A 22,767-nucleotide genomic window follows, 5' to 3' on the forward strand; every position below is an offset into this window, starting at 1 on the left:
GAATTGCTTCATTATTTGACTGTGCTAGATTTGGAAAAGATAGTAGTAAAGTCGCAAAGCTGTGGTTCGGGTTCTGTAAGCCCGACTGGTGCGCTAGCCTCTGGTCTAATTGCGTATACCGCCAAGCACTGCATACTATTCACCGTTTGATTAGCTCAGTGGTAGAGCATCCGAGTTGATCGGTTGAGGTCGGTTCAATTCCTACATCAAACTCCCCAAAAGTTAGCTCACTGGTAGAGCGATCGGTTTCCAGCCGATTGGTTATAGGTTCGATTCCTATACTTTTCACCAACCCTGTCCGGGTCAAAAGACACTACCACTTTCATGGTATGGGAGAAATCCCAAATTACAAACTCTGCGATGTAGGTATTCTACTACTGGTGTCACCCTGTGATCTTCAGTAGTGGCAGTTAAAGAGCCAGCGCGAGTGTATTCTTCCCTGACTTGAGTATGTCCCTTCGTTTTTCTCATCTGGTTTCTCAACGAGATTCACTGAACAGAAAGACTGAACGGCATATCTGAGAGTTGTTTTCTTTTTCTTGATCGCCCACGGGTAGTCTAGGAAAAGAAGCAGCAATCTTAATCCAGTTTGGGAAATGCCCTCGCCCGCACCGAAACTGTAATATACCTACATTGGCAGAGTTCTACTATTTTAGATTTTGGATATTGGATTTTGGATCGTGAAATATCTACTAGATAGGCTTTTGAGCTATCTATCTGTCGCAATCATTCATTTTTCCAATTGGTTTTAATTTTTTGTAGTATTTGTATTACAAAAAGCTAGATAAAATGCTATAACTTGGATATTCAAAAAAATTATATGTGTTACTTGCGTTTTTTGTGCCAAGTAACAGGTATTCACATTAAGTATTTCCCATTAGGCAAAGTTGCCCAAATTACCTATTGAAATTTCTATGTGGAAAGCCTTTTATATTAAACCCAATGAAATTGGAATTTTATATCACCGTAGTGATTTTAAGAAAGTTTTGCAGCCTGGATACTACAGATATCTTGGTTGGCATTGGCAGGTGAAAACTTATGACCTCAACCAACCAGAAGCAGAAATTGAAAACCTAGAACTTTTGCTGCGGAATCACAGCTTAGACCTAAAACAATATCTGTTGGTAGTACAAACATCATTTAATCAAGCAGCTTTAGTCCGCTTGGGTCAAAATTGGCTAAGTATTGGGCCTAATCAACTACAGGCTTTCTGGCGGGGTTTTATTGAGGTAGAATCCCATCTCTTCAACTTAGAAGAAAATTTAGAACTACCTGCTGAGTTTGTGCAGCAATTACGTGGTATTGATTTATATGGGCTGAAAAAGTTTCAAATCTTTGAGTATGAGATTGGTTTACTTTATGTACAAAATAATTTTGTGCAACCCTTAGAACCAGGGGAGTATGCATTCTGGTCTGTAGACAAAGATGTTACAATCCGTACTCTTAGCCGGATTGTACCAAACCCAAGCTTTCCTTTAGAAGATGTGCTGATTGAACGACATTCCGAATTTGTCGCAGTATACTGCAAAACGGTACAGCTAATAAGTCAGCAGGTAGCAATTGTCCGTTATCAAGGTAAGGTCATTTCTATCCTCCCACCTTATAGTCGTAAGCTGTTTTGGCGAGAAGTTGAGGTAGAAATTATTGACATCAGCGCTGATGCTAAATTACCACCTCACCTAGTTGCAGAATTAGTATCTGGTTCGCCAGAGGTAGTGTCTTTGAGCCGTAATTGTTTGCATATTCGGGAAGTACCAGCACAGCACATTGGGCTACTGTACATTAATCAAGAATTTCAAGCGCAACTCCCACCAGGGATACATGCTTGGTGGATATTTGGACGTTCTTTGCAAACCGAAACAATTGATCTGCGCTTGCAAAGTATGGAAGTATCCGGACAAGACATTCTCTCTAAGGATAAAGTGCCTCTGCGCTTAAATTTAACAGCTGGCTTCCGCATACTCGATTCATTGAAAGCAAAAAATGGTTTATCAGATATCAATGGTTTCTTGTACAAAGAGCTACAGTTTGCCTTACGTGCTGCTGTTGGTGAAAGAACTCTAGATGCCTTACTGGAGAATAAGGGAGCAATTGATACAAGCGTTGCTGAATATATTCGTGAGAAAACCGCAGACTATGGAATTGAAATTGACTCAGTAGGGGTAAAAGATATTATTCTCCCTGGTGAGATTAAAACAATCTTGAGCAAGGTTGTAGAGGCGGAAAAAGCTGCTCAAGCAAACGTAGTGCGTCGCCGTGAAGAAACTGCTGCGACCCGTAGTATGTTGAACACTGCCAAAGTGATGGAAGATAACCCCGTTGCCTTGCGTTTAAAAGAACTGGAAGTGCTAGAACGGATTGCAGAGAAGATAGATAGAATTCAAGTCAACGGCAGTTTGGATAGCATTTTAACAGAGTTAATTCGTATCAACAGACAATAAAAAACTCTGCGTTACTCTGCGCTTACCTTTGCTACCTGGTGCGTTAAAAAAACTATATATCGTCAAAGTAATTACTTCCTGTCTTTTTTGAGATGATTGTGATTTCTTTTTAACTTCACTTTTATCCTGTGTCTGGTTTGCTGATTTTGAGTTTTACGTCTTATTTTTTGAGGAACTAATGGCTTTTTTAGTTTTTGCTGCTTAATATTTATTCTTGGTGTTTTTTCACTTGATAATTTATTTGTTATAACTTTAATTTTTCTAAAGTCTTTGTTTACTTTTAGTTCTGTTTTTTCCTTTTTTGGTTTACTTTTTATTTTTAGCTGATTTTGGAGAATAACTGGGCGTTTACTTTTATTATTTAAATTAAGATTGTTATTTTTATAGTTTACAGAAGTTTTTAATGCTTTTGATTCTGATTTTAAATTTACTTGAGATTTTTGTGGTTTGGGTTGTATGGTTTCTGTTTGTAACTGTGTAGCGATCGCTGCATTTTTATTAACTACAGTAGCAGATGGTTTAATATCTCTAGTTTCTTGAGATTTTTGATTAACGATGGAAACTTTTGAGGGAGTTAAAACAGAGGGTTTGTTAGTAGGAACTGAGTTTTTAGTGCTAATTGGATTAATAAGTGCTGTAACAGCAGCAATTAATCCTACTCCTGAACCAAGAAAGATTTTCCAAGTTTTTTGACGTGTTTTGCTAGGATGAGAAAAGATCGTAGTCGCAGAAGATAATACTGATTTTGGCAATGTTTGTAGTAATGTTTTTTGTGACCATATATCTGTCTGATTGATATCTTGCTCAATTTTCTCTAGCCATTGCCAAATTACCTGTGTATTTTCAGGGCGTTGACTTGCAACTGGAGCCATTAAACAGTCAATTAAATCTGCAAATAGTGGCGAAATCTGCAATGCATAAGGACGCCAGTCCAGTTGATTAGTTAAAGGATTATAGATAGCTAAATCTTGAGGTTCTTTACCTGTAAGTAGAAAAACAAAAGTGCGTCCTAAAGCAAAAAAGTCAGATTGCTGCACTGAGTAACCGTTTTGTTGCTCTGGGGGAGAATAGCCTTTAGAAACAATTCTGGTATGACAAACGCCTTCTAAGATAGTTGTGGTAACTTGCCGTACTGCTCCAAAATCGATTAAAACCAGCTGTCCATTGGGTCGGAGCATAATATTTTGAGGTTTAATATCTCTGTGAAAATACTGCTGGTTATGTATCACAGATAGAATATTAACTAATTGTTTGAGCCAATCAAAAGCTTGAGTTTGAGAAATAGGCTGACAATGACGAGATTTCATCCATTTTTCTAAATCAACCCCCTCTATTTTTTCCATTACCAGACAATGCAAGGGTGCAGAGCTATTGTTTGGTAGAACTGTAAAATAACCGTCAGGATCTACTTTAGGAATACCAGCACATTGCAACTGACTCAAAACCTGTGCTTCCTGCTGAAAAAGCTCAATTGCTTTGGAGTTCTCATCTGTGAGAACTTTTAAAACTTTGCGTGTACCGCGATCATCTACTGCAAAAGTAGTGCCAAAACCACCTTTGCCTAGTTTTTCAACAACTGTATAACGACCTTGCAGGAGTATTTCTGATCCACAGTTGTGACAAGTTGAATTATTTACATTTTCAGGAGCAAGAGGATTTGGACAACGGGGGTTAATACAGTAGGGCATTGTAAAAATAATATTTGCCTGTGTTACTGGTTGCGATCGCTCATCATTCTATTAGACTTGCGTCTAATTTTACATTATGCGTATTTTCACTGGACAGCACTACCAAGATCAGTAAGTATAGAACTCAAGAAAGGTTTCTAAAGGTGTATCTATTTGAAATCGTTTGGATAAATTAAAACCTTCTAACTGCCAATTTAAATAGCTTCTAAATATTAATCGCGTATTACAGCTAGTAATCAGTTCTACAACACTATCACCCTCGAATGTTAATCCTTTCGGGATTGTAACCTTGCGAAAATTGATTGAGTTACGTCTTAGTTCCCTCTCTGCTTCCACCACTGTCAGACCATTCCAAATAATCCAGGGATCAAGAGGAATTGATCCTGCATCGGGTAAACAAGGTTCGTAGGTGTAGATATTAGTCTGCCAAGCAATTTCAGCTAAAACACGATTTGTAAAGAAAAACGCAATATTTCCGTACACCCAGACCAATTCATCTTGATTATATGGATTATATCGATACTCAGCCGTTGCTATTCCAAGCAACAGACGAACTTTTTCAGCGTTCATTCCCAAAACTACAGAACCAAATGAACCATTAATAAACAAATTTTTCAGAGAAATTGGTTGAGACACTGGCTTTACTAGTGTTGATTAGCCAACTCTTACATAGCTAATAAGTTTGCCCTACCAACTAACTGCTTTATAAGAGACAGAAAACTGAAAAGCCTATGTTATTGGCTTGTTACTCTCAATCTTCAGCTTTCTGTCTTTTTGTACCCTATTTAACTAGGGCGATCGCTCAGTGGTGTTTGTTCGGATGGTGCTTCTGCTGGTGGGGCAAGTTCGGCATCCGGTGCAATTTCTTCTACAGGAATTTGTTCTAATTTTTCTGCTACTTCCTCGGCTTGAGCAGCAGCTTCTTGGGCAGCTTCTACCAAGTCAGGTGATGGAGGATGAGGAGGAATTGCCTCCGGTACGCTCTCTGTTTTAGCTTCAATATCAACAGGTGTATCTATGGGTTGGTCTAAAGTTGTAGCTGCTTCTGGTGTTGCTTGTGCTGTAGTAGTACGATGATCGAGAATCTCAACAGCTGGTTTTTCTGTAGGTTGAGAAGTTTCTGATGTTTTTGTACTAACACTTTGTTGGACGCGGTTCTTAGCACCAGAGAAAATTCCACCAAGTCTGCTTTGTATCTGTCCCAGACGTTGTGGAAGTGATAATTTAGTCACCTGTTCCTGAATCGTATTTTGCACTGCTTCTGTACTCGGTACAGGGGTTTGTTGTGCAGAAGGCGCTAACTGACGACGCAATGAAAGGGTTTGCCAACCAAACCAAACCAAAAGTGCCACACTGGCAATATGACCTAGTAACAGACCCCCGGTAATGCGTGGCGCAAACACCCATAACATTAACGCGTAAAACAGTCCTATACCGCTCCAGACAAAATCATTTTTACGGTGAATTTCTGGGAAAAAGAAAGCCGCTAAATAAATGGCTATACTGCCAAGACCGACTGTTAGTGCTAGGACATGTGCCAGCATTTCGTGTTTCTCCTTAACTACGTCATGGGACTGGTGATAGTTGGTGGTTGGTGGTTGATAGTTGGTTATTGGTAGTTGGTTGGTAGTTCCAAACAACAAACAACAAACAACAAACTACTAACCATTAACTAATTTTGCAAGATAATTGTTGATTTCGATACAAATTGAAATTACTTATCTGTGTAGTTTGTGCATTTATACTCTGTCGCTGAACTTTTAATGTCTTCTTTAGGAAAGAAGCGAAAATCTCGGACTACCCTTAAAGATAAAAGATCACGAAGAGTTAGCCAAAAATTTATGACCCTACAAAGCTTTGGTGTGATTGGCTTGGCCGTCATGGGGGAAAATATCGCTCTCAACGTTGAGCGTAATGGCTTCCCAATTGCTGTTTACAATCGCTCACGCGAAAAAACCGACAAGTTCATGGCAGAACGCGCCCAGGGCAGAAACGTCAAAGCTGCTTTTACCCTGGAAGAGTTTGTCGCTTCTCTGGAACGACCCAGAAGAATCTTAATCATGGTACAAGCTGGTAAACCTGTAGATGCAGTGATTGCCCAGCTCAAACCTTTGCTTGATGAAGGCGACATTATTATCGACGGCGGTAACTCTTGGTTTGAAGATACAGATAGACGCACCCAAGAACTAGAACCCGCAGGGTTTCGATATATCGGCATGGGTGTAAGTGGTGGTGAAGAAGGGGCGCTTAATGGCCCCTCTTTAATGCCAGGAGGTACTGAAAGCTCTTATCAGTATCTGTCTCCTATCTTCAATAAAATTGCTGCCCAAGTTGATGATGGTCCTTGTGTTACCTATATTGGCCCTGGTGGTTCTGGTCACTACGTGAAAATGGTACACAACGGCATTGAGTACGGCGATATGCAACTGATTGCTGAAGCCTACGATTTGCTGAAAAATGCTGGTGGATTGGATCATAATCAACTACACGAAGTTTTTGCCGAATGGAACACCACCGATGAACTCAATTCGTTTTTGATTGAGATCACCGCTAATATCTTCCCCTACATCGACCCAGATACAAATTTGCCTTTGGTCGAATTAATTGTCGACTCGGCTGGGCAAAAGGGTACTGGACGCTGGACAGTGCAGACAGCATTGGAATTGGGGGTTTCTATACCTACAATCACAGCAGCAGTAAATGCCCGCATTATTTCTTCCTACAAGCAAGAACGGGTAGCTGCATCTAAGGTACTTACAGGCCCTTCCGGTAAGTACAATGGGCCAACCAAGGACTTCATCAATATGGTGCGTGATGCCCTGTATTGTTCAAAAATCTGTTCTTATGCTCAAGGGATGGCACTGCTATCCAAAGCTTCACAAACATACAACTGGAATTTGAAGCTGAGTGAATTAGCGCGAATTTGGAAAGGTGGTTGTATTATTCGCGCTGGATTCCTGAACAAGATTAAGAAGGCTTTTAACGAAGACCCAGCATTACCTAACCTGCTGTTAGCACCAGAATTTAAGCAAACAATTCTCGATAGACAGGCAGCTTGGCGGGAAGTCTTAGCAACTGCTGCTAAATTGGGAATTCCCGTACCTGCATTTAGTGCATCTTTAGATTACTTTGATAGCTATCGTCGCGATCGCTTGCCCCAAAACCTCACTCAAGCTCAACGCGACTACTTCGGCGCCCATACCTACGAACGCATCGACAAACCAGGTACTTTCCACACCGAATGGGTTCCGATTACTGAAAAGTCCCATTAAATCTTCATCAAGTTTTAAGCTGGGAAACTAAAAGTGGCCCGAGTTTCAGGGCCACTTTTTTAAGTAGGTGTCAATTGTCATTTGTCATTTGTGAAATTAATTTAGCAGCAAACTCATGATCTATCTGTGTGCATCGGTGTTTATCGGTGGTCGATTTTTCATACCCTCGTTGGTAGGCAAAAAAACCGTGAGGGTCTACTTTAAATCAAGATAATATCCTTTGTTCAAAATTTTTAGCAGTCAATTCCAAATTGAAGGTACTAAGTTATCTCGCTGCGCGAGGAAGGCAGAGGGCACCAGGGCAGGAGGCATCTATGTTGAGTTGTCGGTTGAGCAGCCCTATTGCCGTCCGAGCTTTTGGGTTTAAGATCCCCGCTAAAACGAAGTTTAGCGGATACGAATTGCTGGTGGGTATGAATCCCCCAGGAACATCGCTCCTTGTGCCCTCTGCCTCCTGCATAGCTGCCTTCTTCAATAATTTCAACAATTTCAAATTCCGAATTTAATTTAGGTGTATTTTAATGTGTCAATTTTGCTATGCAACGCATTTGTGTCGTAGGGACCACTGGTTCAGGTAAAACGACTTTGGCGCGGCAAATTCAACAGCGCCTTAACATTCCCCATGTAGAGTTAGACTATCTGCACTGGGAACCCAACTGGACAGAAGTAGCAGATGATATTTTTCAACAGAGAGTTTCTCAGGCACTGTCAGGTGATAGTTGGGTAGTAGATGGTAATTACAGCAAAGTACGGGAAATTATTTGGCGAAAAGCAGATACAATTGTTTGGCTAGACTATGCTTTTGTTTTAACTATGAGTCGTCTGCTGAAACGGACATTTTGGCGCGTAGTGACGCAACAACCAGTCTGTAATGGCAACCGCGAAACATGGAAAACTACATTCAGTCGTGATTCTATTTTGTTATGGGGACTAAATACCTACCACAAAAGGCGAAAAGAGTACCCAATTTTGTTTAGTCAACCGGAATATGCTCACCTACAAGTAGTACATTTGCGATCGCCACAAGCGGCACAAGATTGGTTATTTAGTTTATAAGGTCTTGTTGAAATCAGAAAGCTTAGGCAGAATAGGTTAAAAACACAGACTCATCGGTAATTCGGTTCCCTATCGTTGATATGACAAAATCAAGCCAAAGGCAAAATCTTAGCTGATCAGTGATGCGTAACCCAGAAGTAATGAAAACGTAAATATTGGCAGCAACAGATTTGTTGGTGACGCTAAAAGAAGCGATCGCCACACAAGTTATGCCATCAAATATCCCTATCATATGGAGATTCAAACCCTATCTCCGGGAAACTACTGTCAAAGTGAGCGTCTGATAAATATAAACTGTAACTAAATGATCAGCGGCATGAAATTCCAACTGTTCTTAGCCTCTTTGTTTTCCCAAATCAAAGGACGTCATTGGTGGTTCGGTGTACTTTTATGGATTGCATTATGTCTACCAGCCCAAGCGTCTGTGATCCTGCGGGTGGCAATTGAACGGGATGCCCAGCAGGTTAAAGTTGGCAGTTCTACAACTGCGATTGTCAAGGATGGTAGCGGGCGTACTCTGGGACAACTACCAGCAATGAATGCGTACTATGCCCAAACAGTTCCCGGTGGAGTAGCCTTAGATAAGTGGCAATCTGGTTTGTTTTGGATTGAACCAACAGGTAAGGGATTTGTTTATATAGGCGATCGCTGGTATCGAGGAAGAACTTTAGTTGTTCCCACAAATAAAGGTGTCACTGCTGTTAACTGGGTAGATTTAGAAGAATATCTCTACAGTGTTTTGGGTGGCGAAATGGATAGCCGTTGGCCCCTAGAAGCCCTCAAAGCCCAAGCGATCGCAGCTCGTACCTATGCCCTTTATGAACGAGGAAGACAGCGCAACAATCCCATTTACGATTTGGGTGCTAGCCCTGATCGCTGGCAGATCTATAAAGGTGTGATTAGCGAATCTCGTAACACTTATGCGGCTGTTGACGCTACCGCCGGGCAAGTCCTCACTTACAACAACCAAATTATCCTCTCAGTTTTTCATGCTTGTTCTGGTGGACATACTGAAAACGTCGAAGATGTTTGGTTAAGCAAAGAACCCTACCTGCGTGCTGTTCCCGACTTTGATCAAAATATCCGCGAATGCTATTGGATGAGAACTTTTAGTCCTACGGAAATTAGCAGTAAATTTCCAGAAATAGGTAATGCCAAACAAATAATTATAGAAAGTCGATCGCCTTTTAACAGTGTGAAAGCTTTAAAAATTGTTGGCGACAAAGGCGAAAAGATACTACGAGGCGAAGAAGTACGTACAGCCTTAAAGCTAAAAAGTACCCGCTTCAATGTCTCCAACGGTAATGGTGGTTTCACATTCCAAGGGCTAGGTTTTGGTCATGGTATTGGCATGAGTCAATGGGGCGCTTACAACCTAGCTTTGCAGGGAGCCAGCCACCTGCAAATTTTAGGGCATTACTACAAAGGTGTAGCCCTGACACCGATTAAGGTGAAATAGGGGATTGGGGAGTGTGAGGGGTATGAGGAGTATGAGGAGTATGAGGGGTGTGAGAAGTGTGAGAAGAATAATATATAGTAACCAATTCCTTCTTGTCCCCCTTGTCCCCCCACTGCCCCTAATCCCCTGCAGGGGACCGGTGAGTTCCCCATCACCCCATCACCCCATCACCCCATCACCCCATCACCCCATCGCCAGAGATTTTCTGAAGGGTGACTCTCAACTGTATATCGTTAATGTTCACATAGGTGACATAACACGCCTCCTTGAGTTCCGCAAACTCAATCTCCTGGGCTAATACTTCATTCTTCACTATTTCCAGATGAGCTTTAAGAGCCTCTAAAAGTGTTCCTGACGTTTCCAACCCAAGACAAATCCGATCTGAAAGATTAAGTCCTGCTTTTTTGCGTACCTCTTGTAAGAGACGAATCGCCTCTCGCACAACCCCTTCTTGAATTAACTCTGGTGTGAGTTGAGTATTCAGCGCTGCTAAATAGCCGTATTCTTCAATCGCTGCATAACCTTCTGGACTGTTAACCTCAATGAGAAATGCCTCCGGCTCAAGGTAGTAAGATTTTTCATCTAGATGAATAACTGTCTGTTTACCCTCACGGATATTATGGACAATTTCGCGGGTATCAATAGTTTCCAGCTTTTTCTTCAACGCAGGTACTTGTTTTCCGAGACGATTGCCAACCAGAGGCAGATTTGGCTTGATTGTATAATCAACGAAATCTGTCGCTATGTCTAAATAAGTCACTTTTTTAACATTAAGTTCTTCCTTGAGCTGTTCTTCTAAGCGCTTGAGTCCAGCCATCTCGGCTTGATTGCGAACGCGTACTAAGATTTCCCCTAGTGGTTGCCGGATCTTAACCTTTGCTGTCGCACGAGCAGCACGTCCTAACTCTACAATCCGGATCAGCATCTCCATGTCACGCAACAGATTGGTATCGATAAGCGTGGCATCAAATTTTTCCCAGTTAGCTAAATGTACTGATTCTGGTTGATCAGGAAAGACACTCAATACTAAATTTTGGTAAATGTGTTCGCTCACAAAGGGAGCCATCGGAGCCATGAGTTTAGCAACAATGACTATCGTCTCGTAAAGAGTTTTGTAAGCTGAGAGTTTATCGCCATCATTTTCCGACTTCCAGAAACGGCGGCGATTGCGACGCACATACCAATTGGAGAGATCGTTGACCACAAAATCGCGAATTGCTCGACTGGCACTAGTGGGATCGTAGGCTTCTAATTGCTCGGTTACATCTCGGAGCAGTACATTCACCTTGGACACCAACCAGCGATCGATCTCAGGACGCTTCGAGACAGGAACATCCTGTTGCAAATCTGGCTGATCGAGATTGGCGTAAAGCACTAGGAAACTGTAGGTATTCCATAATGTGATCAAAAAGTCGCGTAATGTATCTTCAACAAGTGCTTGAGAGAAGCGCTTGGTATTTTCTGGTGGACTAGTGCTGTAAAGATACCACCGCAGTGCATCGGCTCCTTGAGAATCCAAGACAGTCCAAGGGTTAACTGTATTTCCCCTTGACTTAGACATCTTCTCGCCTTTTTCATCCACAATGTGTCCAAGAACGATCGCATTTTTGAAAGCAGGAGAATCCTGAGCGATATGAGCCAGAGAACCGCCAGTATCTGTAAGCAAGGTGGCAAGAGCATGTAGGCTATAAAACCAGCCGCGTGTCTGATCGATCGCCTCACAAATATAATCGGCAGGAAAATTCCGAGCCACCACATCCTGATTTTCAAAGGGATAGTGCCATTGGGCATAAGGCATAGCTCCCGACTCAAACCAGACATCAACTGTATAGGGAACGCGCTGAAAAAACTTGCCGTTTTTCTCAAAAACAATCTCGTCAATATAAGGACGATGCAAATCTAACCCTGACAAATCCCGCCCTGTCAATTCTGCCAACTCTTTGACACTGCCTACACAGATATAATCACTTTCGTCTTCACTCACCCATACAGGCAGAGGCGCACCCCAGTAGCGTTCCCGCGATAATGCCCAATCGATATTATTTCTTAACCAATCTCCAAATCGACCATCACGGATATATTCGGGATGCCAGTGAATTTTGTTGTTGTTGGCAATAAGTTTGTCTTTAACAGCAGTTGTCCGAATATACCAACTCTTTTTGGCATAGTTGATGAGTGGTGTCCTATCCCGGTAGTTGAATGGATAAGTGTGGTTAATAGTTGTGGCTCGATAAAGGAGCTGTTTGTCCAGCAAATCCGCGATAATTTGCCGATCTGCGTTCTTGAAAAACTCTCCAGTGTAAGGTCCCTCACCCTCAGGAGCATCAACTAGCTTCACCTGGGGATAAACTTGACCCAGCAAATCCACAGAAAAAAGCATCGGCAAGTTGTACTTGCGCCCCAATTCCAGATCCCCATAAGCAGGAGCGATATGAAGCACCCCTGTTCCTTCATCGACGATCACCTGCTCATCGCTAACTACACGGAACCCTTGGGAAAGGTCTTCTCCCTCCGGTACATAACCTTGCAAAAGAGGTTGATAGCGAAGTCCCACCAATACTTCACCTGTAAAGGTTTTCAGCGTTTGATAATTCCCCTCTCCGAAGACTTGCTCAGCCAGACTACTCGCAAGAATGTAGAGGTCTCGTTGTGAGCGATCGCCTGCTTGAGGTGGTGCTGCAAACAGCCCATACATAGCATCTGCCCTCACAGCCAGAGCAACGTTAGCAGGGAGCGTCCAAGGGGTAGTTGTCCAAGCCAGCAGATAAACTGGCTGTGTCTCATTTTCCAACAAACCACGCTTGACAAGTTCAGCAGTATATGCAGGAAACTTCGGGTAAATTGAAGGGTCTTCTACATCTCGGTATCCCTGTGCTACTTCATGATCCGAAAGGCTGGTATTGTTACGCGGACAGTGCCAAGTCGAGCGGTAATCTTCAAATAGCAGATTGCGTTCCCACAGCGACTTCATCAACCACCAGCAAGACTCAATATATTGATTTTCGTAAGTAATATAGGCGTTTTCTAAATCCAGCCAGTAACCAATCCGTTCGGTCATCGCCTGCCAATCCTGGATGCGTTCAAAGACCGATTGTTTGCATAACTCGTTAAACTTGGCAATGCCAAAAGCTTCAATATCAGCCTTCTTGGTAAAGCCTAACTTCTTCTCAACTTCCAACTCGACAGGTAAACCGTGAGTATCCCATCCGCCCTTACGCTCCACTCGATAGCCTTGCATCGTTTTGTAGCGCAGGAACAAATCTTTGTAAGCACGGGAAATTACATGATGGATTCCTGGCTTGCCATTAGCAGTTGGCGGCCCTTCATAAAATACATAATTTCCTTGAGGTGCATCTTTCTCCACTGACTTTTGAAAAATATGGTGCGTTTTCCAAAAGTCGATCACCTCTTGCTCAAGGCTAGGAAAACGAAGGTTCTTTTCAACTTCTCTAAACATAATTACCGCGTTCACTATCCATGCAGAATAATTGCAGAGCTAGCCAAAGCCAAACTCTACACCTCCACATTGGGGCGCTGAGGTGAGCGCGGTACCACCCAAATTTACCCAAGTCTCACAACTTAGGTCTTTGCAGCTACTCCCGACTGGGAAGAGCGACCCGCTATCACGCACGGGACACGTCCCTATCTACTTAAAGCCTTTGAGTCTTTGTTCGGAGGGCGGCTCAGGGAGGATTTTCATTTCTGCCGTATGGTCAGGCTTACACCATCCCTGACTCGCTCTGGCACCGACTCAGAAACTACTCGTTCCCGTCATTGCCTTTGATGGGTAATTGATTATTAATTATTTAATCATGCCATTAGATTGAAGTTTTCAGCAATTGACAGAAGAAGGGGTGTAAGGGTGCAAGGGTATGAGGGTGTAAGGGTATTAACTAATTTTTGGGGATTGTATTAAACTCTTACACCCCTACACCCCTGTAGAGACGCGATGTTCCTCGCGTCTCTACTCACACCCCTGCACCCCTCACTCCTACACTAAGTCTGGAAATACCTCTTGCACAGCCGGATGTACCAAGCGATGATTTTGGATGTTGACACCTTTGGCTAATGCGGGGTTATTTTTTAGTGCCTCCATTCCCTGGTTTGCTAATTGCACCACGTATGGTAGAGTACTGTTATTAAGTGCCTGAGTTGCTGTCCAAGGAACTGCCCCCGGCATGTTAGGAACGCCATAGTGCAATACACCTTCTTCAACATAGACAGGGTTGGTGTGAGATGTAGGATGCACAGTTTCTATACAGCCGCCTTGGTCAACTGCCACATCGACGATGACTGACCCTGGTCGCATTTGTTTAACCATTTCACGAGACACAAGAATTGGCGCTCTCCGTCCTGGTACTAGAACCGCGCCAACTAAGAGGTCTGCTTCGCGAACTGCTGCTTCAATATGAGCAGAGTTGCTGTAAAGTAGTTCTACTCGTGAGCCAAAAAGAGTTTCCAAGTAGCTCAAGCGTTCTACATTTACATCCAGAATTTGAACGCTAGCCCCCATGCCGACAGCAATTTTAGCGGCTTCTGTGCCAACTACACCGCCGCCTAAAACTACTACCCTACCTGGTTTAACGCCAGGTACTCCACCTAAAAGGACACCTCTACCCCCTTGTTGCCGTTCGAGAAATCTTGCTCCGAACTGCACTGATAAACGCCCAGCGATGACGCTCATGGGTGTAAGCAGAGGTAGCCTGTTTGCACCAGGTTGTTCTACTGTTTCATAGGCGATCGCACAAACGCCACTATCAATTAAATGTTCGGTCAAATTCCGGCTAGCAGCTAAGTGCAAATAAGTAAATAAAACCTGCTCTTTTTGCAATAAAATATACTCAGCAACTTGGGGTTCTTTGACTTTAACCACTAAATCGCGATTCCAAGCATCTTCTGGTGTTGAGACGATTTCTGCGCCGGAATTTCTGTAGTCATCATCCGTAAATCCCGCACCTGCACCTGCTTGGGTTTCTACAAATATATTGTGACCGCTTTCTTTGAGTACCCTGACACTAGAGGGACTCAACCCAACTCGAAACTCTTGGTCTTTAGTTTCTTTGGGAACACCTATATCCATTCACTGCCCCTAATTAATTTAATTTTTGTTTAGCTTTAGTTTGTCAGTCTTATCCCTGGTATGTTGAATCCAAAAATACGAATTTCCCTGAGTTTGCCGTGATATCACCAATTTAACATTCACTTCGATTTGCTCCTTCAGCCAAAAGTTAATAGTCAAGAGTCAAAAGAAATATAACTTGTTTTAAACTTTAGGGCTATTGACGATTAACCCTTGACTTTGTACGGCAGGTCTTGACGATTTCCTGAGTATTTCTAAAATATATGAAGAATAATAAAAAAATGTAAAACAGTAGTTGAGCAATATAGCTCAATATGCTTTACCACAAAAGTGTACTAATTTACATTTTCCAACAAGAGGATTTTTCAAATGATGACACAATCACAACCAAGCATCACCCCTAAGCTAGAAGAGCCAAAATTTGGATTTAATGAATATGCTGAGCGCTTGAATGGTCGAGCTGCAATGATTGGCTTTATTCTGATGGTGCTGATTGAATACTTTACCGATAAGGGCGTTTTATCATGGCTCGGTCTGAAGTAAATTGCTAAAAAGTCCGACCCTGCTACTTGTAAGCAAGTGATGAAGAAGATTTCAACCAGTTGGGTATTCCAACTGGTTTTCTGATGTGAAAAACAAGAAATCTGGCTTCTTTTACAAGTCAGGGTTCCATAACTTTTAGGAAAACTGCCCAAAAGTAGTCTACTGTAGTAGTCTCGTTTAATAAATAAATATAATATTATGATGTAAATGTAGGCTCTAGTTCAGAGTGCTAAATGCAGGTTAATATTTCTCAGTAAATTTACACAAAAGGTGAACTGAAATAAACCAAGCTGTGATGAATGCTCTATTGCCTCGTTTTTTAAAATTATCATACCGAAAAGAACCACTAATCAGCGTATTGATTACGATGGGAGTGGTAGAAGCGCTGATCGGTGGATTTGACGATAAGTGGTCTTTGTTCGCTTTTGGTTTTGGAACAGCAGGAATAACACTTTTATTAAAATTTTGGCTACGTCAACAACGTCGTCCTCTACCTGCTGAGGAAACTGTGGTACAACATTACTTGCCTTCCCGCTCTTCTAGTCCGACTTTACCAATGCTGACTATTGCTAAGAAAAAACCACCTCAGTAGAATTTAAGTTTAAAATTTTATATTTAAGATTAGAAAATTCACGGAGGATCGCCAATTATCTGGTTTCTACTCTTGTGGAGTTTTTTTTCTTGACTTACAAAAGTAAAGTAAGTCTGAGGCGATCGCTCGTAGTTCTAATCTAAAAAATATATGAATAATAGTTATAGTAAAGTATTTGACAAAATCTTAAATAGCAGATTTAAAATTTCCTTTATAACAGGGGTAAGTATAGCAGCTGCTGTGGCGATCGCTTCCTTAGTACAAATACCGCCTGTAAATCCAGCGACTGTTGAAGCCAGACCAAATCCTGAAACTAGCAATAACTTTTTCCATCCCCAGCGAATTTATACCTTTAATAATAATCCTGGAAGCATTAAATCCCTGACCTTCAGCCCCGATAGCAAAACTTTGGTAAGTGGAGGTTCACACAACGACGGTATTATTCGTTTGTGGAGTATAAAAAAGGGCGATATTATAGGAACTATCCGCAAGGCTCAGAAAACAGCTGTGGAATCTATGGTGATTTCGCCAGATGGTCAAACTTTGGCTAGCTGTAGTAACGATTACACCGTTAATCTTTGGAATCTCAAAACCAACAAATTTACTCGTTCCTTCAGCGGTCACACTAGCAACGTTCTATCTTTAGCTACAACTCCTGATGGAAAAATTCTGGCTAGTGGTGGTTTAGATGGAATTCGCCTGTGGGATTTGGTAAAAAAGCGTCCCCTAGCTACTTTAGTACACTACAACAACATTTCTAAAATTACGATTAGTCCGGACGGTCAAACCCTCGCCAGTGGTGACACTCAGGGTGTAGTCAAGTTATGGGACTTAAATTCTGGTCAATTCATTCGTCAGTTTTCCGCCCACACTCAAGTAGTCAGTGATTTAGCTTTTACTCCAGATGGACAAACTTTAGTTACTGCTAGCCATGATGGCACTATTAAACTGTGGAATGCCAAAACAGGAGATTTCGCTAGTACTCTTACAGAAAACAACTCGATTAATCATAATAATTGGATCAATGCCATTGCGATTAATCCCAATGGACGTATATTAGCTAGTGGCGGGAAACAAGGCGTAGTACAGTTATGGGATTTAACCACAGGAAAGTTACTGAATACACTTGAGGGACATACCGACTGGGTAAGTGCGATCGCCTTTAGTCCCAACGGACAGTTCTTTGCTAGTGGCGGATATGACAAAAGAATATTGGTTTGGCGCATGGAACGCATTCTCTACAACTAATTATCAACAACCAACGACCAAAACCAACCGTAGGTTTGCTAGTCTAAGGATATTGGCAAGTGCATTGCTGGCGATCGCACAAATGCGTAATCACTATTAAGTAGAAATACAGTTAAAAAAAGTAATAACAGAGACATTACTATGACAGCACCAGAAGATCCATTCACCCGTTTATACACTCAAGAAGATATACAGAAAATTCTACACTTGGCGATCGCCCGCCAAGCCAAAGACCAAGAAAAAGAATTTTCTTATGAACAACTCTTAGAAATTGCTAGAGAATTAGAAATTCCCCTAGAAACCCTGAAACTAGCAGAACGCGATTGGCAAATTACCCAAGGAGAAATACAGCAAAGGCAAGCTTTTAACAACTATCGTATAGGAAGATTCAAAAAGCGCTTTGGTAAATTTACCATTGTCAACGGTGTTTTGCTCTTAGTTGATCTAGTCGGTGGCGCAGGTCTATCTTGGTCACTGTATATTTTCCTATTTTGGGGACTAGGTGTAGCCCTTGATGCTTGGAATACTTTCCAAACCAAAGGCGAAGATTACGAAATGGCTTTCCAAAAATGGTATCGCCAGAATCAGCTTAAACAAACTATTAACAGAGTAGTGAATAAATTTCTTAACGCATGGCAGATTTAGGAGATGGGGAAGTGTGAGGAGTGTGAGGAGTGTGTAGACACGCTCATAGGCTTAAGGTAAGGGTGGAGTGTGTAGACACGCTCATAGGCTTCCCGTAGGGTGGAGTAAGTATTAAAAAACTAACAACTAACCACTAATGTACAGACGCGATGTTCCTCGCGTCTGTACCCACTAACTACTAACTACTAACCACTAACTACTAACAGCCTTTACCCAAAATCATTTTTATTCACAGCGTCTATGCGTAAATTTCTGATTGATACAGATACTGCTTCTGATGATGCTGTGGCTTTAATTATGGCGCAGCGTTGGGCAGATGTCTATGTGGAAGCGGTAACAATTGTTAGTGGAAATGTCTCAGTAGAACAAGGGGCAAAAAACGCACTGTACACACTTGAAGTATGCAAAGCTTCTATACCTGTGTATATCGGCTGCGCCAAACCAATGTTGCGAGAATCTAGTTATGCTCATTGGTTTCATGGCGACGATGGCATGGGTAATAAATACTACACGGAAGCTAAGAGTAAGCCCCAGGCAACACATGCAGTAGACGTAATTATTGACACAATTAAGACTTATCCCGGTGAAATTACTTTAGTGACGCTAGGGCCACTTACTAACATTGCGACAGCATTATTACGCGCGCCAGAAATTGCACTACTAGTACAGCGTTGTGTAATTATGGGTGGTGCAGCTAATAGTGTTGGTAACGTTACGCCTGCTGCTGAATATAACATCTGGGTAGACCCAGAAGCAGCTAAGATAGTTTTTCACAGTGGTATGCCTTGTGAAATGGTTGGTTGGGAATTGAGTCGCCACGATGCAGCGTTAACCCCCAGTGAAATAGAACAAGTTATTAATTTCGGTACAGAAACAGCACATCTGGCTATGGAGTGCAACATTAAAGCTTTAGATGCTGGTATAACAATCCAGTCTGCCTTTGGTTTGATGTTACCTGATCCCGTAGCAATGGCAGTTGCCCTTGAACCAGATATTGTCATCCGTCAAGGCAAATATTTTGTGGATGTAGAAATAACAAGCCAACTCACGCGGGGTGCAACAGTTGTGGATGAGTTAGGTGTAATGCGAAAAACCCCCAATATAAATGTCATTTGGTCAATAGATGTGGCACGCTGGAAAGAGATTTTGTATCATTGTTTGCGATCGCAATAATCAGTCAAACGGGAATTGGACTCACCAACAACTAACTACTAAGCATTTAGAAACAAAAAGCCGACAGCTTTGAGAAAACTGTCGGCAATTAGTGTGTTCCCTATTAATGACTCGGCTAGAGTTCAGTTGTCATTTATTCTCTCTGTTTAGCAATTGCAGGCATAGGATCTTAATCATGCATATTTGTGATTGTCATCACAATATACTTGGGTAAATCTTGTATTTAGCAGGATTTTTCCCTTTCAAGCTGGATATCCTGCATTATGAGATACACTGAACTGCGTATTCAAAGAAACTCTTTAAAAATTTTTCAACATACAAGTTTGACATTACAAGATGATTCACCTGTTTATGATGTGACTAAATCATACAAACTATCTTTGATGCGAACAGTATTGAATCTATTTGTATCTATTCTGAACTTAAGACAAGCATCCGGATATTTTTTTGCATTGGAAAAATAACTACTATTGTGAAGCAATAATAAATTTAATCTTGGTTCATATTTTTAGCATGGCAATTAATATTGGTTGTCTTGAAAAATGAATTATCGAATTTACAAAGAGATAGCAGTTGATAATTTCATAGCACTAAAATCCTAATTTAATTGCAGTACAAGCCTATAACCTATCTGTATTGCTAATTTTTAGAAATTATATTTTGTACAAGCGATCGCTGTCATAGTATATGTTGTCGGTACTTGCAAACAGATAAATAGCAAAATACCCTGTTCCGTTCAAAACTGTATATTTTCAAAAGCTCAATTATGGGATGTTTACACAACAAACTTAGAGTTCAGGTTTGAGTGCTTGGTAAATCTAGTAAATATATATATTATGAAATGGTCTTTATTTTTAGAACTCGTGAAAATACTGAAGTATTTCTGTTTGCCGAAAAACCCGATAAAAATTTACGTATTTTTGCTGTTGACTCACAAAACAAACCCTTGCTAATTCCATGCTGGCGACAGATATGAGCATAATTATCACAATCTCAATCGGAAAATTACCTAGAATTAGCTGAGATTTATCTGTGGAGTCAATCCAAAATCTAAAATCCAAAATCCAAAATCGGTTGACAGGAACGGGACAGAAAATCGATACAATAATCCTTTGTCCCCTTGGTGCAAACTTCCATGACCAGCGCTTCCGAACCTCCTTTTTCTCCTCAAGAGATAGCATCTGAAGGTCTTAAACTTGAAGAATACCAAGAAATAGTCCGGCGACTAGGGCGTCATCCTAACAAAGCTGAACTAGGTATGTTTGGGGTGATGTGGTCAGAGCATTGCTGTTATAAAAATTCTCGCCCTTTATTGAAACAGTTTCCGACCACAGGCGATCGCATCCTGGTGGGTCCTGGTGAAAATGCTGGTGTTGTAGACTTAGGTGAGGGACTGCGACTAGCGTTTAAAATAGAATCTCACAACCACCCCAGTGCAGTCGAACCCTTCCAAGGAGCCGCCACTGGTGTTGGAGGCATTCTGCGTGATATATTTACAATGGGGGCGCGTCCCATTGCTGTATTAAATTCTCTCCGCTTCGGTTCTCTGGAAGATCCTAAGACACAAAGGCTATTTATTGGTGTGGTAGCAGGGATTGCCCATTATGGTAATTCGGTGGGAGTACCTACCGTTGGCGGTGAAGTCTACTTTGATCCTGCCTACTCTGGTAATCCCTTAGTCAACGTCATGGCCCTGGGATTGATGGAAACATCCGAAATTGTCAAATCTGGGGCATCTGGTATTGGCAATCTGGTGCTTTACGTTGGTTCCACCACTGGACGCGATGGTATGGGGGGTGCAAGTTTTGCTAGTGCTGAACTAACTAACGCATCAATAGATGATCGCCCGGCGGTGCAAGTCGGTGATCCTTTCTTAGAAAAGTCTCTCATAGAAGCTTGTCTGGAAGCTTTTAAAACAGGTGCAGTTGTTGCAGCCCAGGACATGGGTGCTGCTGGGATCACCTGTTCTACCTCGGAAATGGCAGCCAAAGGTGGTGTGGGTATTGAATTTGATTTAGATAAAGTACCTGTGCGCGAAATCGGGATGGTTCCCTATGAATATCTGCTTTCCGAATCTCAAGAGAGAATGCTGTTTGTAGCCGAGAAGGGACGGGAACAAGAATTAATCGATATTTTCCATCGTTGGGGACTTCATGCCGTTGTTGCTGGTACAGTCATTGCCGAACCAGTTGTCCGGATTCTCTTTCGAGGTAAAGTAGCAGCAGAAATTCCTGCTACAGCTTTGGCTGAAAATACACCTGTGTATGAGAGAGAATTATTAGCAGAACCACCAGAATATGTGCGCCAAGCTTGGGAATGGACATCAGATTCTTTGCCCGCATGTACAACTACTGGCATAGAAATTCAAGGAAAACTGCATACTTGGAATGATATTTTCTTGAATTTACTGGATAATCCGACGATTGCTTCTAAAAACTGGGTTTATCGCCAGTATGACTATCAGGTGCAGAACAACACAGTGATCTTACCCGGTGGTGGTGATGCTGCGGTGATGCGTTTGCGTCCATTAGAAGAAATCCCCAATCTCAAATCCAAAATCACGCCACATGCTACAACGGGAGGAACCCCCGTAACGCAGTGGCTCCAAAATCCAAAATCGGGTGTTGCTGCCACAGTAGATTGTAATTCCCGCTACGTTTATCTTGACCCTTACGAAGGGGCAAAAGCCGTAGTAGCAGAAGCAGCACGCAATCTTAGCTGTGTGGGTGCAGAACCTTTGGCGGTAACTGATAACCTCAATTTTGGTAGCCCAGAAAAACCGATTGGTTATTGGCAATTAGCAGAAGCTTGTCGTGGTTTGGCAGAAGGTTGTCGGGAATTAGCAACCCCGGTAACTGGGGGTAATGTTTCTCTGTACAACGAGACTCTTGATTCTCAAGGAAATCCTCAGCCGATTTATCCAACTCCGGTTGTCGGTATGGTGGGGTTGATCCCCGATTTAAGCAAAATTTGTGGTCAAGCTTGGCGCTTAGCAGGTGATGTAATTTATCTTTTAGGACTATCAGAATCCAAAATTACCTTGGGCGCTTCGGAATATTTAGCTAGTATTCACGGCATTGTTGCGGGCATTCCACCACGGGTAGATTTTGACTGGGAAAGACGGGTACAAAAAGCTTGCCGTGAAGGAATTCGTCAAGGTTGGGTACGTTCAGCCCATGATTGTGCTGAGGGTGGTTTGGTAATTGCTCTGGCTGAGTGTTGTATTACGGGTAAAATGGGTGCAGAAGTTAGCTTCAAGTTACCTGTAGATAATTCGCAACGTCTAGATGAAGTACTGTTTGGTGAAGGTGGTGGGCGAATTTTAGTTTCCGTAGCACCAGAACAACAAGAAATTTGGGAATCTTACTTACAGGAAAACCTAGGCCAAAACTGGCAAAAACTGGGTAAAGTTGGGAATTCCGAAATTGGGTTGCGGGTTTTATCCTCTGATGGTCAAACTTTAATCAACGCTAGGATTGAGGAGATGAGCGATCACTACTTAAAGGCGATCAAAAGGCGTCTAGCCATTTACACTAATACCCAAGAACGTTAAGTAATCTAAAGATGCAT

Annotated in this window: 17 protein-coding genes, 1 tRNA gene and 1 other annotated feature; of the genes, 11 read left to right on the plus strand and 7 right to left on the minus strand. The window is 42.0% G+C overall.

Annotation, left to right across the window (positions count from 1 at the left end; all coding sequences use genetic code 11):
• Positions 1-144: 144 nt before the first annotated feature.
• Positions 145-213, plus strand: a tRNA-Gln gene (locus RS893_RS24090).
• A 90-nt stretch (positions 214-303) separates the two neighbouring features.
• Here the strand turns inward: RS893_RS24090 and RS893_RS24095 are convergent.
• Positions 304-471 (minus strand): hypothetical protein, encoded by a 168-nt coding sequence (locus RS893_RS24095; protein ID WP_315788202.1) that lies wholly within the window; start codon positions 469-471, stop codon positions 304-306.
• A gap of 443 nt (positions 472-914) precedes the next feature.
• Between RS893_RS24095 and RS893_RS24100 the strand changes: the two genes are divergently transcribed.
• Positions 915-2,441, plus strand: a complete 1,527-nt coding sequence (locus tag RS893_RS24100; RefSeq protein WP_315788203.1) for a slipin family protein — start codon at positions 915-917, stop codon at positions 2,439-2,441.
• Between the two features lie 71 nt (positions 2,442-2,512).
• Here the strand turns inward: RS893_RS24100 and RS893_RS24105 are convergent, their stop codons facing one another.
• From RS893_RS24105 to RS893_RS24115, 3 genes are all read right to left on the minus strand, one after another.
• Positions 2,513-4,129, minus strand: coding sequence for a serine/threonine-protein kinase (locus tag RS893_RS24105; RefSeq protein WP_315788204.1), 1,617 nt, complete (start codon positions 4,127-4,129; stop codon positions 2,513-2,515).
• Positions 4,130-4,237: 108 nt separating this feature from the next.
• On the minus strand, positions 4,238-4,765 hold the full coding sequence (locus RS893_RS24110; protein WP_315788205.1) for a hypothetical protein: 528 nt from the start codon (positions 4,763-4,765) through the stop codon (positions 4,238-4,240).
• A gap of 149 nt (positions 4,766-4,914) precedes the next feature.
• Positions 4,915-5,673: a Ycf66 family protein gene (locus tag RS893_RS24115; protein WP_315788206.1), complete on the minus strand. Its 759-nt coding sequence runs from the start codon at positions 5,671-5,673 to the stop codon at positions 4,915-4,917.
• A 297-nt stretch (positions 5,674-5,970) separates the two neighbouring features.
• Between RS893_RS24115 and gndA the strand changes: the two genes are divergently transcribed.
• Positions 5,971-7,401, plus strand: a complete 1,431-nt coding sequence (gene gndA / locus RS893_RS24120) for an NADP-dependent phosphogluconate dehydrogenase (protein WP_315788207.1) — start codon at positions 5,971-5,973, stop codon at positions 7,399-7,401.
• Between the two features lie 537 nt (positions 7,402-7,938).
• Positions 7,939-8,457: an AAA family ATPase gene (locus RS893_RS24125; RefSeq protein ID WP_315788208.1), complete on the plus strand. Its 519-nt coding sequence runs from the start codon at positions 7,939-7,941 to the stop codon at positions 8,455-8,457.
• 22 nt (positions 8,458-8,479) lie between these two features.
• Here RS893_RS24125 and RS893_RS24130 read toward each other — a convergent pair whose 3' ends face one another.
• A complete protein-coding gene (locus RS893_RS24130; RefSeq protein WP_146007593.1) occupies positions 8,480-8,689 on the minus strand; it encodes a hypothetical protein in 210 nt (69 codons plus the stop codon).
• 72 nt (positions 8,690-8,761) lie between these two features.
• Between RS893_RS24130 and RS893_RS24135 the strand changes: the two genes are divergently transcribed.
• Positions 8,762-9,916, plus strand: coding sequence for a SpoIID/LytB domain-containing protein (locus RS893_RS24135; protein WP_315788209.1), 1,155 nt, complete (start codon positions 8,762-8,764; stop codon positions 9,914-9,916).
• A 175-nt stretch (positions 9,917-10,091) separates the two neighbouring features.
• Here the strand turns inward: RS893_RS24135 and ileS are convergent, their stop codons facing one another.
• Together ileS and ald are read right to left on the minus strand one after the other, a co-directional pair.
• Positions 10,092-13,373, minus strand: coding sequence for an isoleucine--tRNA ligase (gene ileS, locus RS893_RS24140; RefSeq protein WP_315788210.1), 3,282 nt, complete (start codon positions 13,371-13,373; stop codon positions 10,092-10,094).
• Positions 13,374-13,440: 67 nt separating this feature from the next.
• Positions 13,441-13,700 (minus strand) — a binding site (T-box leader).
• A gap of 207 nt (positions 13,701-13,907) precedes the next feature.
• Positions 13,908-14,996 (minus strand): alanine dehydrogenase, encoded by a 1,089-nt coding sequence (gene ald / locus RS893_RS24145; protein WP_315788211.1) that lies wholly within the window; start codon positions 14,994-14,996, stop codon positions 13,908-13,910.
• A gap of 369 nt (positions 14,997-15,365) precedes the next feature.
• On the opposite strand from ald, the gene RS893_RS24150 reads away from it, so the two are divergent.
• The 6 genes from RS893_RS24150 (at position 15,366) to purL (ending at position 22,750) form a co-directional block, all read left to right on the plus strand.
• On the plus strand, positions 15,366-15,539 hold the full coding sequence (locus tag RS893_RS24150; RefSeq protein WP_315792151.1) for a hypothetical protein: 174 nt from the start codon (positions 15,366-15,368) through the stop codon (positions 15,537-15,539).
• Between the two features lie 295 nt (positions 15,540-15,834).
• Complete coding sequence (locus RS893_RS24155) at positions 15,835-16,131, plus strand: hypothetical protein (RefSeq protein WP_315788212.1); 297 nt, start codon at positions 15,835-15,837, stop codon at positions 16,129-16,131.
• Between the two features lie 150 nt (positions 16,132-16,281).
• On the plus strand, positions 16,282-17,379 hold the full coding sequence (locus RS893_RS24160) for a WD40 repeat domain-containing protein (protein ID WP_315788213.1): 1,098 nt from the start codon (positions 16,282-16,284) through the stop codon (positions 17,377-17,379).
• 141 nt (positions 17,380-17,520) lie between these two features.
• Positions 17,521-18,024: a 2TM domain-containing protein gene (locus RS893_RS24165; RefSeq protein WP_315788214.1), complete on the plus strand. Its 504-nt coding sequence runs from the start codon at positions 17,521-17,523 to the stop codon at positions 18,022-18,024.
• Between the two features lie 240 nt (positions 18,025-18,264).
• Positions 18,265-19,197: a nucleoside hydrolase gene (locus RS893_RS24170; protein WP_315788215.1), complete on the plus strand. Its 933-nt coding sequence runs from the start codon at positions 18,265-18,267 to the stop codon at positions 19,195-19,197.
• A 1,135-nt stretch (positions 19,198-20,332) separates the two neighbouring features.
• Positions 20,333-22,750, plus strand: a complete 2,418-nt coding sequence (gene purL / locus RS893_RS24175; protein WP_315788216.1) for a phosphoribosylformylglycinamidine synthase subunit PurL — start codon at positions 20,333-20,335, stop codon at positions 22,748-22,750.
• Positions 22,751-22,767 lie beyond the last annotated feature (17 nt).

It is taken from the genome of Fischerella sp. JS2 (genome assembly GCF_032393985.1).
Lineage (GTDB): Bacteria > Cyanobacteriota > Cyanobacteriia > Cyanobacteriales > Nostocaceae > Fischerella.

Coding starts and splice junctions, on each gene's coding strand:
- RS893_RS24095 (WP_315788202.1), bottom strand. CDS start 471: ATGAGAAAAACGAAGGGACATACTCAAGTCAGGGAAGAATACACTCGC.
- RS893_RS24100 (WP_315788203.1), top strand. CDS start 915: ATGTGGAAAGCCTTTTATATTAAACCCAATGAAATTGGAATTTTATAT.
- RS893_RS24105 (WP_315788204.1), bottom strand. CDS start 4,129: ATGCCCTACTGTATTAACCCCCGTTGTCCAAATCCTCTTGCTCCTGAA.
- RS893_RS24115 (WP_315788206.1), bottom strand. CDS start 5,673: ATGCTGGCACATGTCCTAGCACTAACAGTCGGTCTTGGCAGTATAGCC.
- gndA (WP_315788207.1), top strand. CDS start 5,971: ATGACCCTACAAAGCTTTGGTGTGATTGGCTTGGCCGTCATGGGGGAA.
- RS893_RS24125 (WP_315788208.1), top strand. CDS start 7,939: ATGCAACGCATTTGTGTCGTAGGGACCACTGGTTCAGGTAAAACGACT.
- RS893_RS24130 (WP_146007593.1), bottom strand. CDS start 8,689: ATGATAGGGATATTTGATGGCATAACTTGTGTGGCGATCGCTTCTTTT.
- RS893_RS24135 (WP_315788209.1), top strand. CDS start 8,762: ATGATCAGCGGCATGAAATTCCAACTGTTCTTAGCCTCTTTGTTTTCC.
- ileS (WP_315788210.1), bottom strand. CDS start 13,373: ATGTTTAGAGAAGTTGAAAAGAACCTTCGTTTTCCTAGCCTTGAGCAA.
- ald (WP_315788211.1), bottom strand. CDS start 14,996: ATGGATATAGGTGTTCCCAAAGAAACTAAAGACCAAGAGTTTCGAGTT.
- RS893_RS24150 (WP_315792151.1), top strand. CDS start 15,366: ATGATGACACAATCACAACCAAGCATCACCCCTAAGCTAGAAGAGCCA.
- RS893_RS24155 (WP_315788212.1), top strand. CDS start 15,835: ATGAATGCTCTATTGCCTCGTTTTTTAAAATTATCATACCGAAAAGAA.
- RS893_RS24160 (WP_315788213.1), top strand. CDS start 16,282: ATGAATAATAGTTATAGTAAAGTATTTGACAAAATCTTAAATAGCAGA.
- RS893_RS24165 (WP_315788214.1), top strand. CDS start 17,521: ATGACAGCACCAGAAGATCCATTCACCCGTTTATACACTCAAGAAGAT.
- RS893_RS24170 (WP_315788215.1), top strand. CDS start 18,265: ATGCGTAAATTTCTGATTGATACAGATACTGCTTCTGATGATGCTGTG.
- purL (WP_315788216.1), top strand. CDS start 20,333: ATGACCAGCGCTTCCGAACCTCCTTTTTCTCCTCAAGAGATAGCATCT.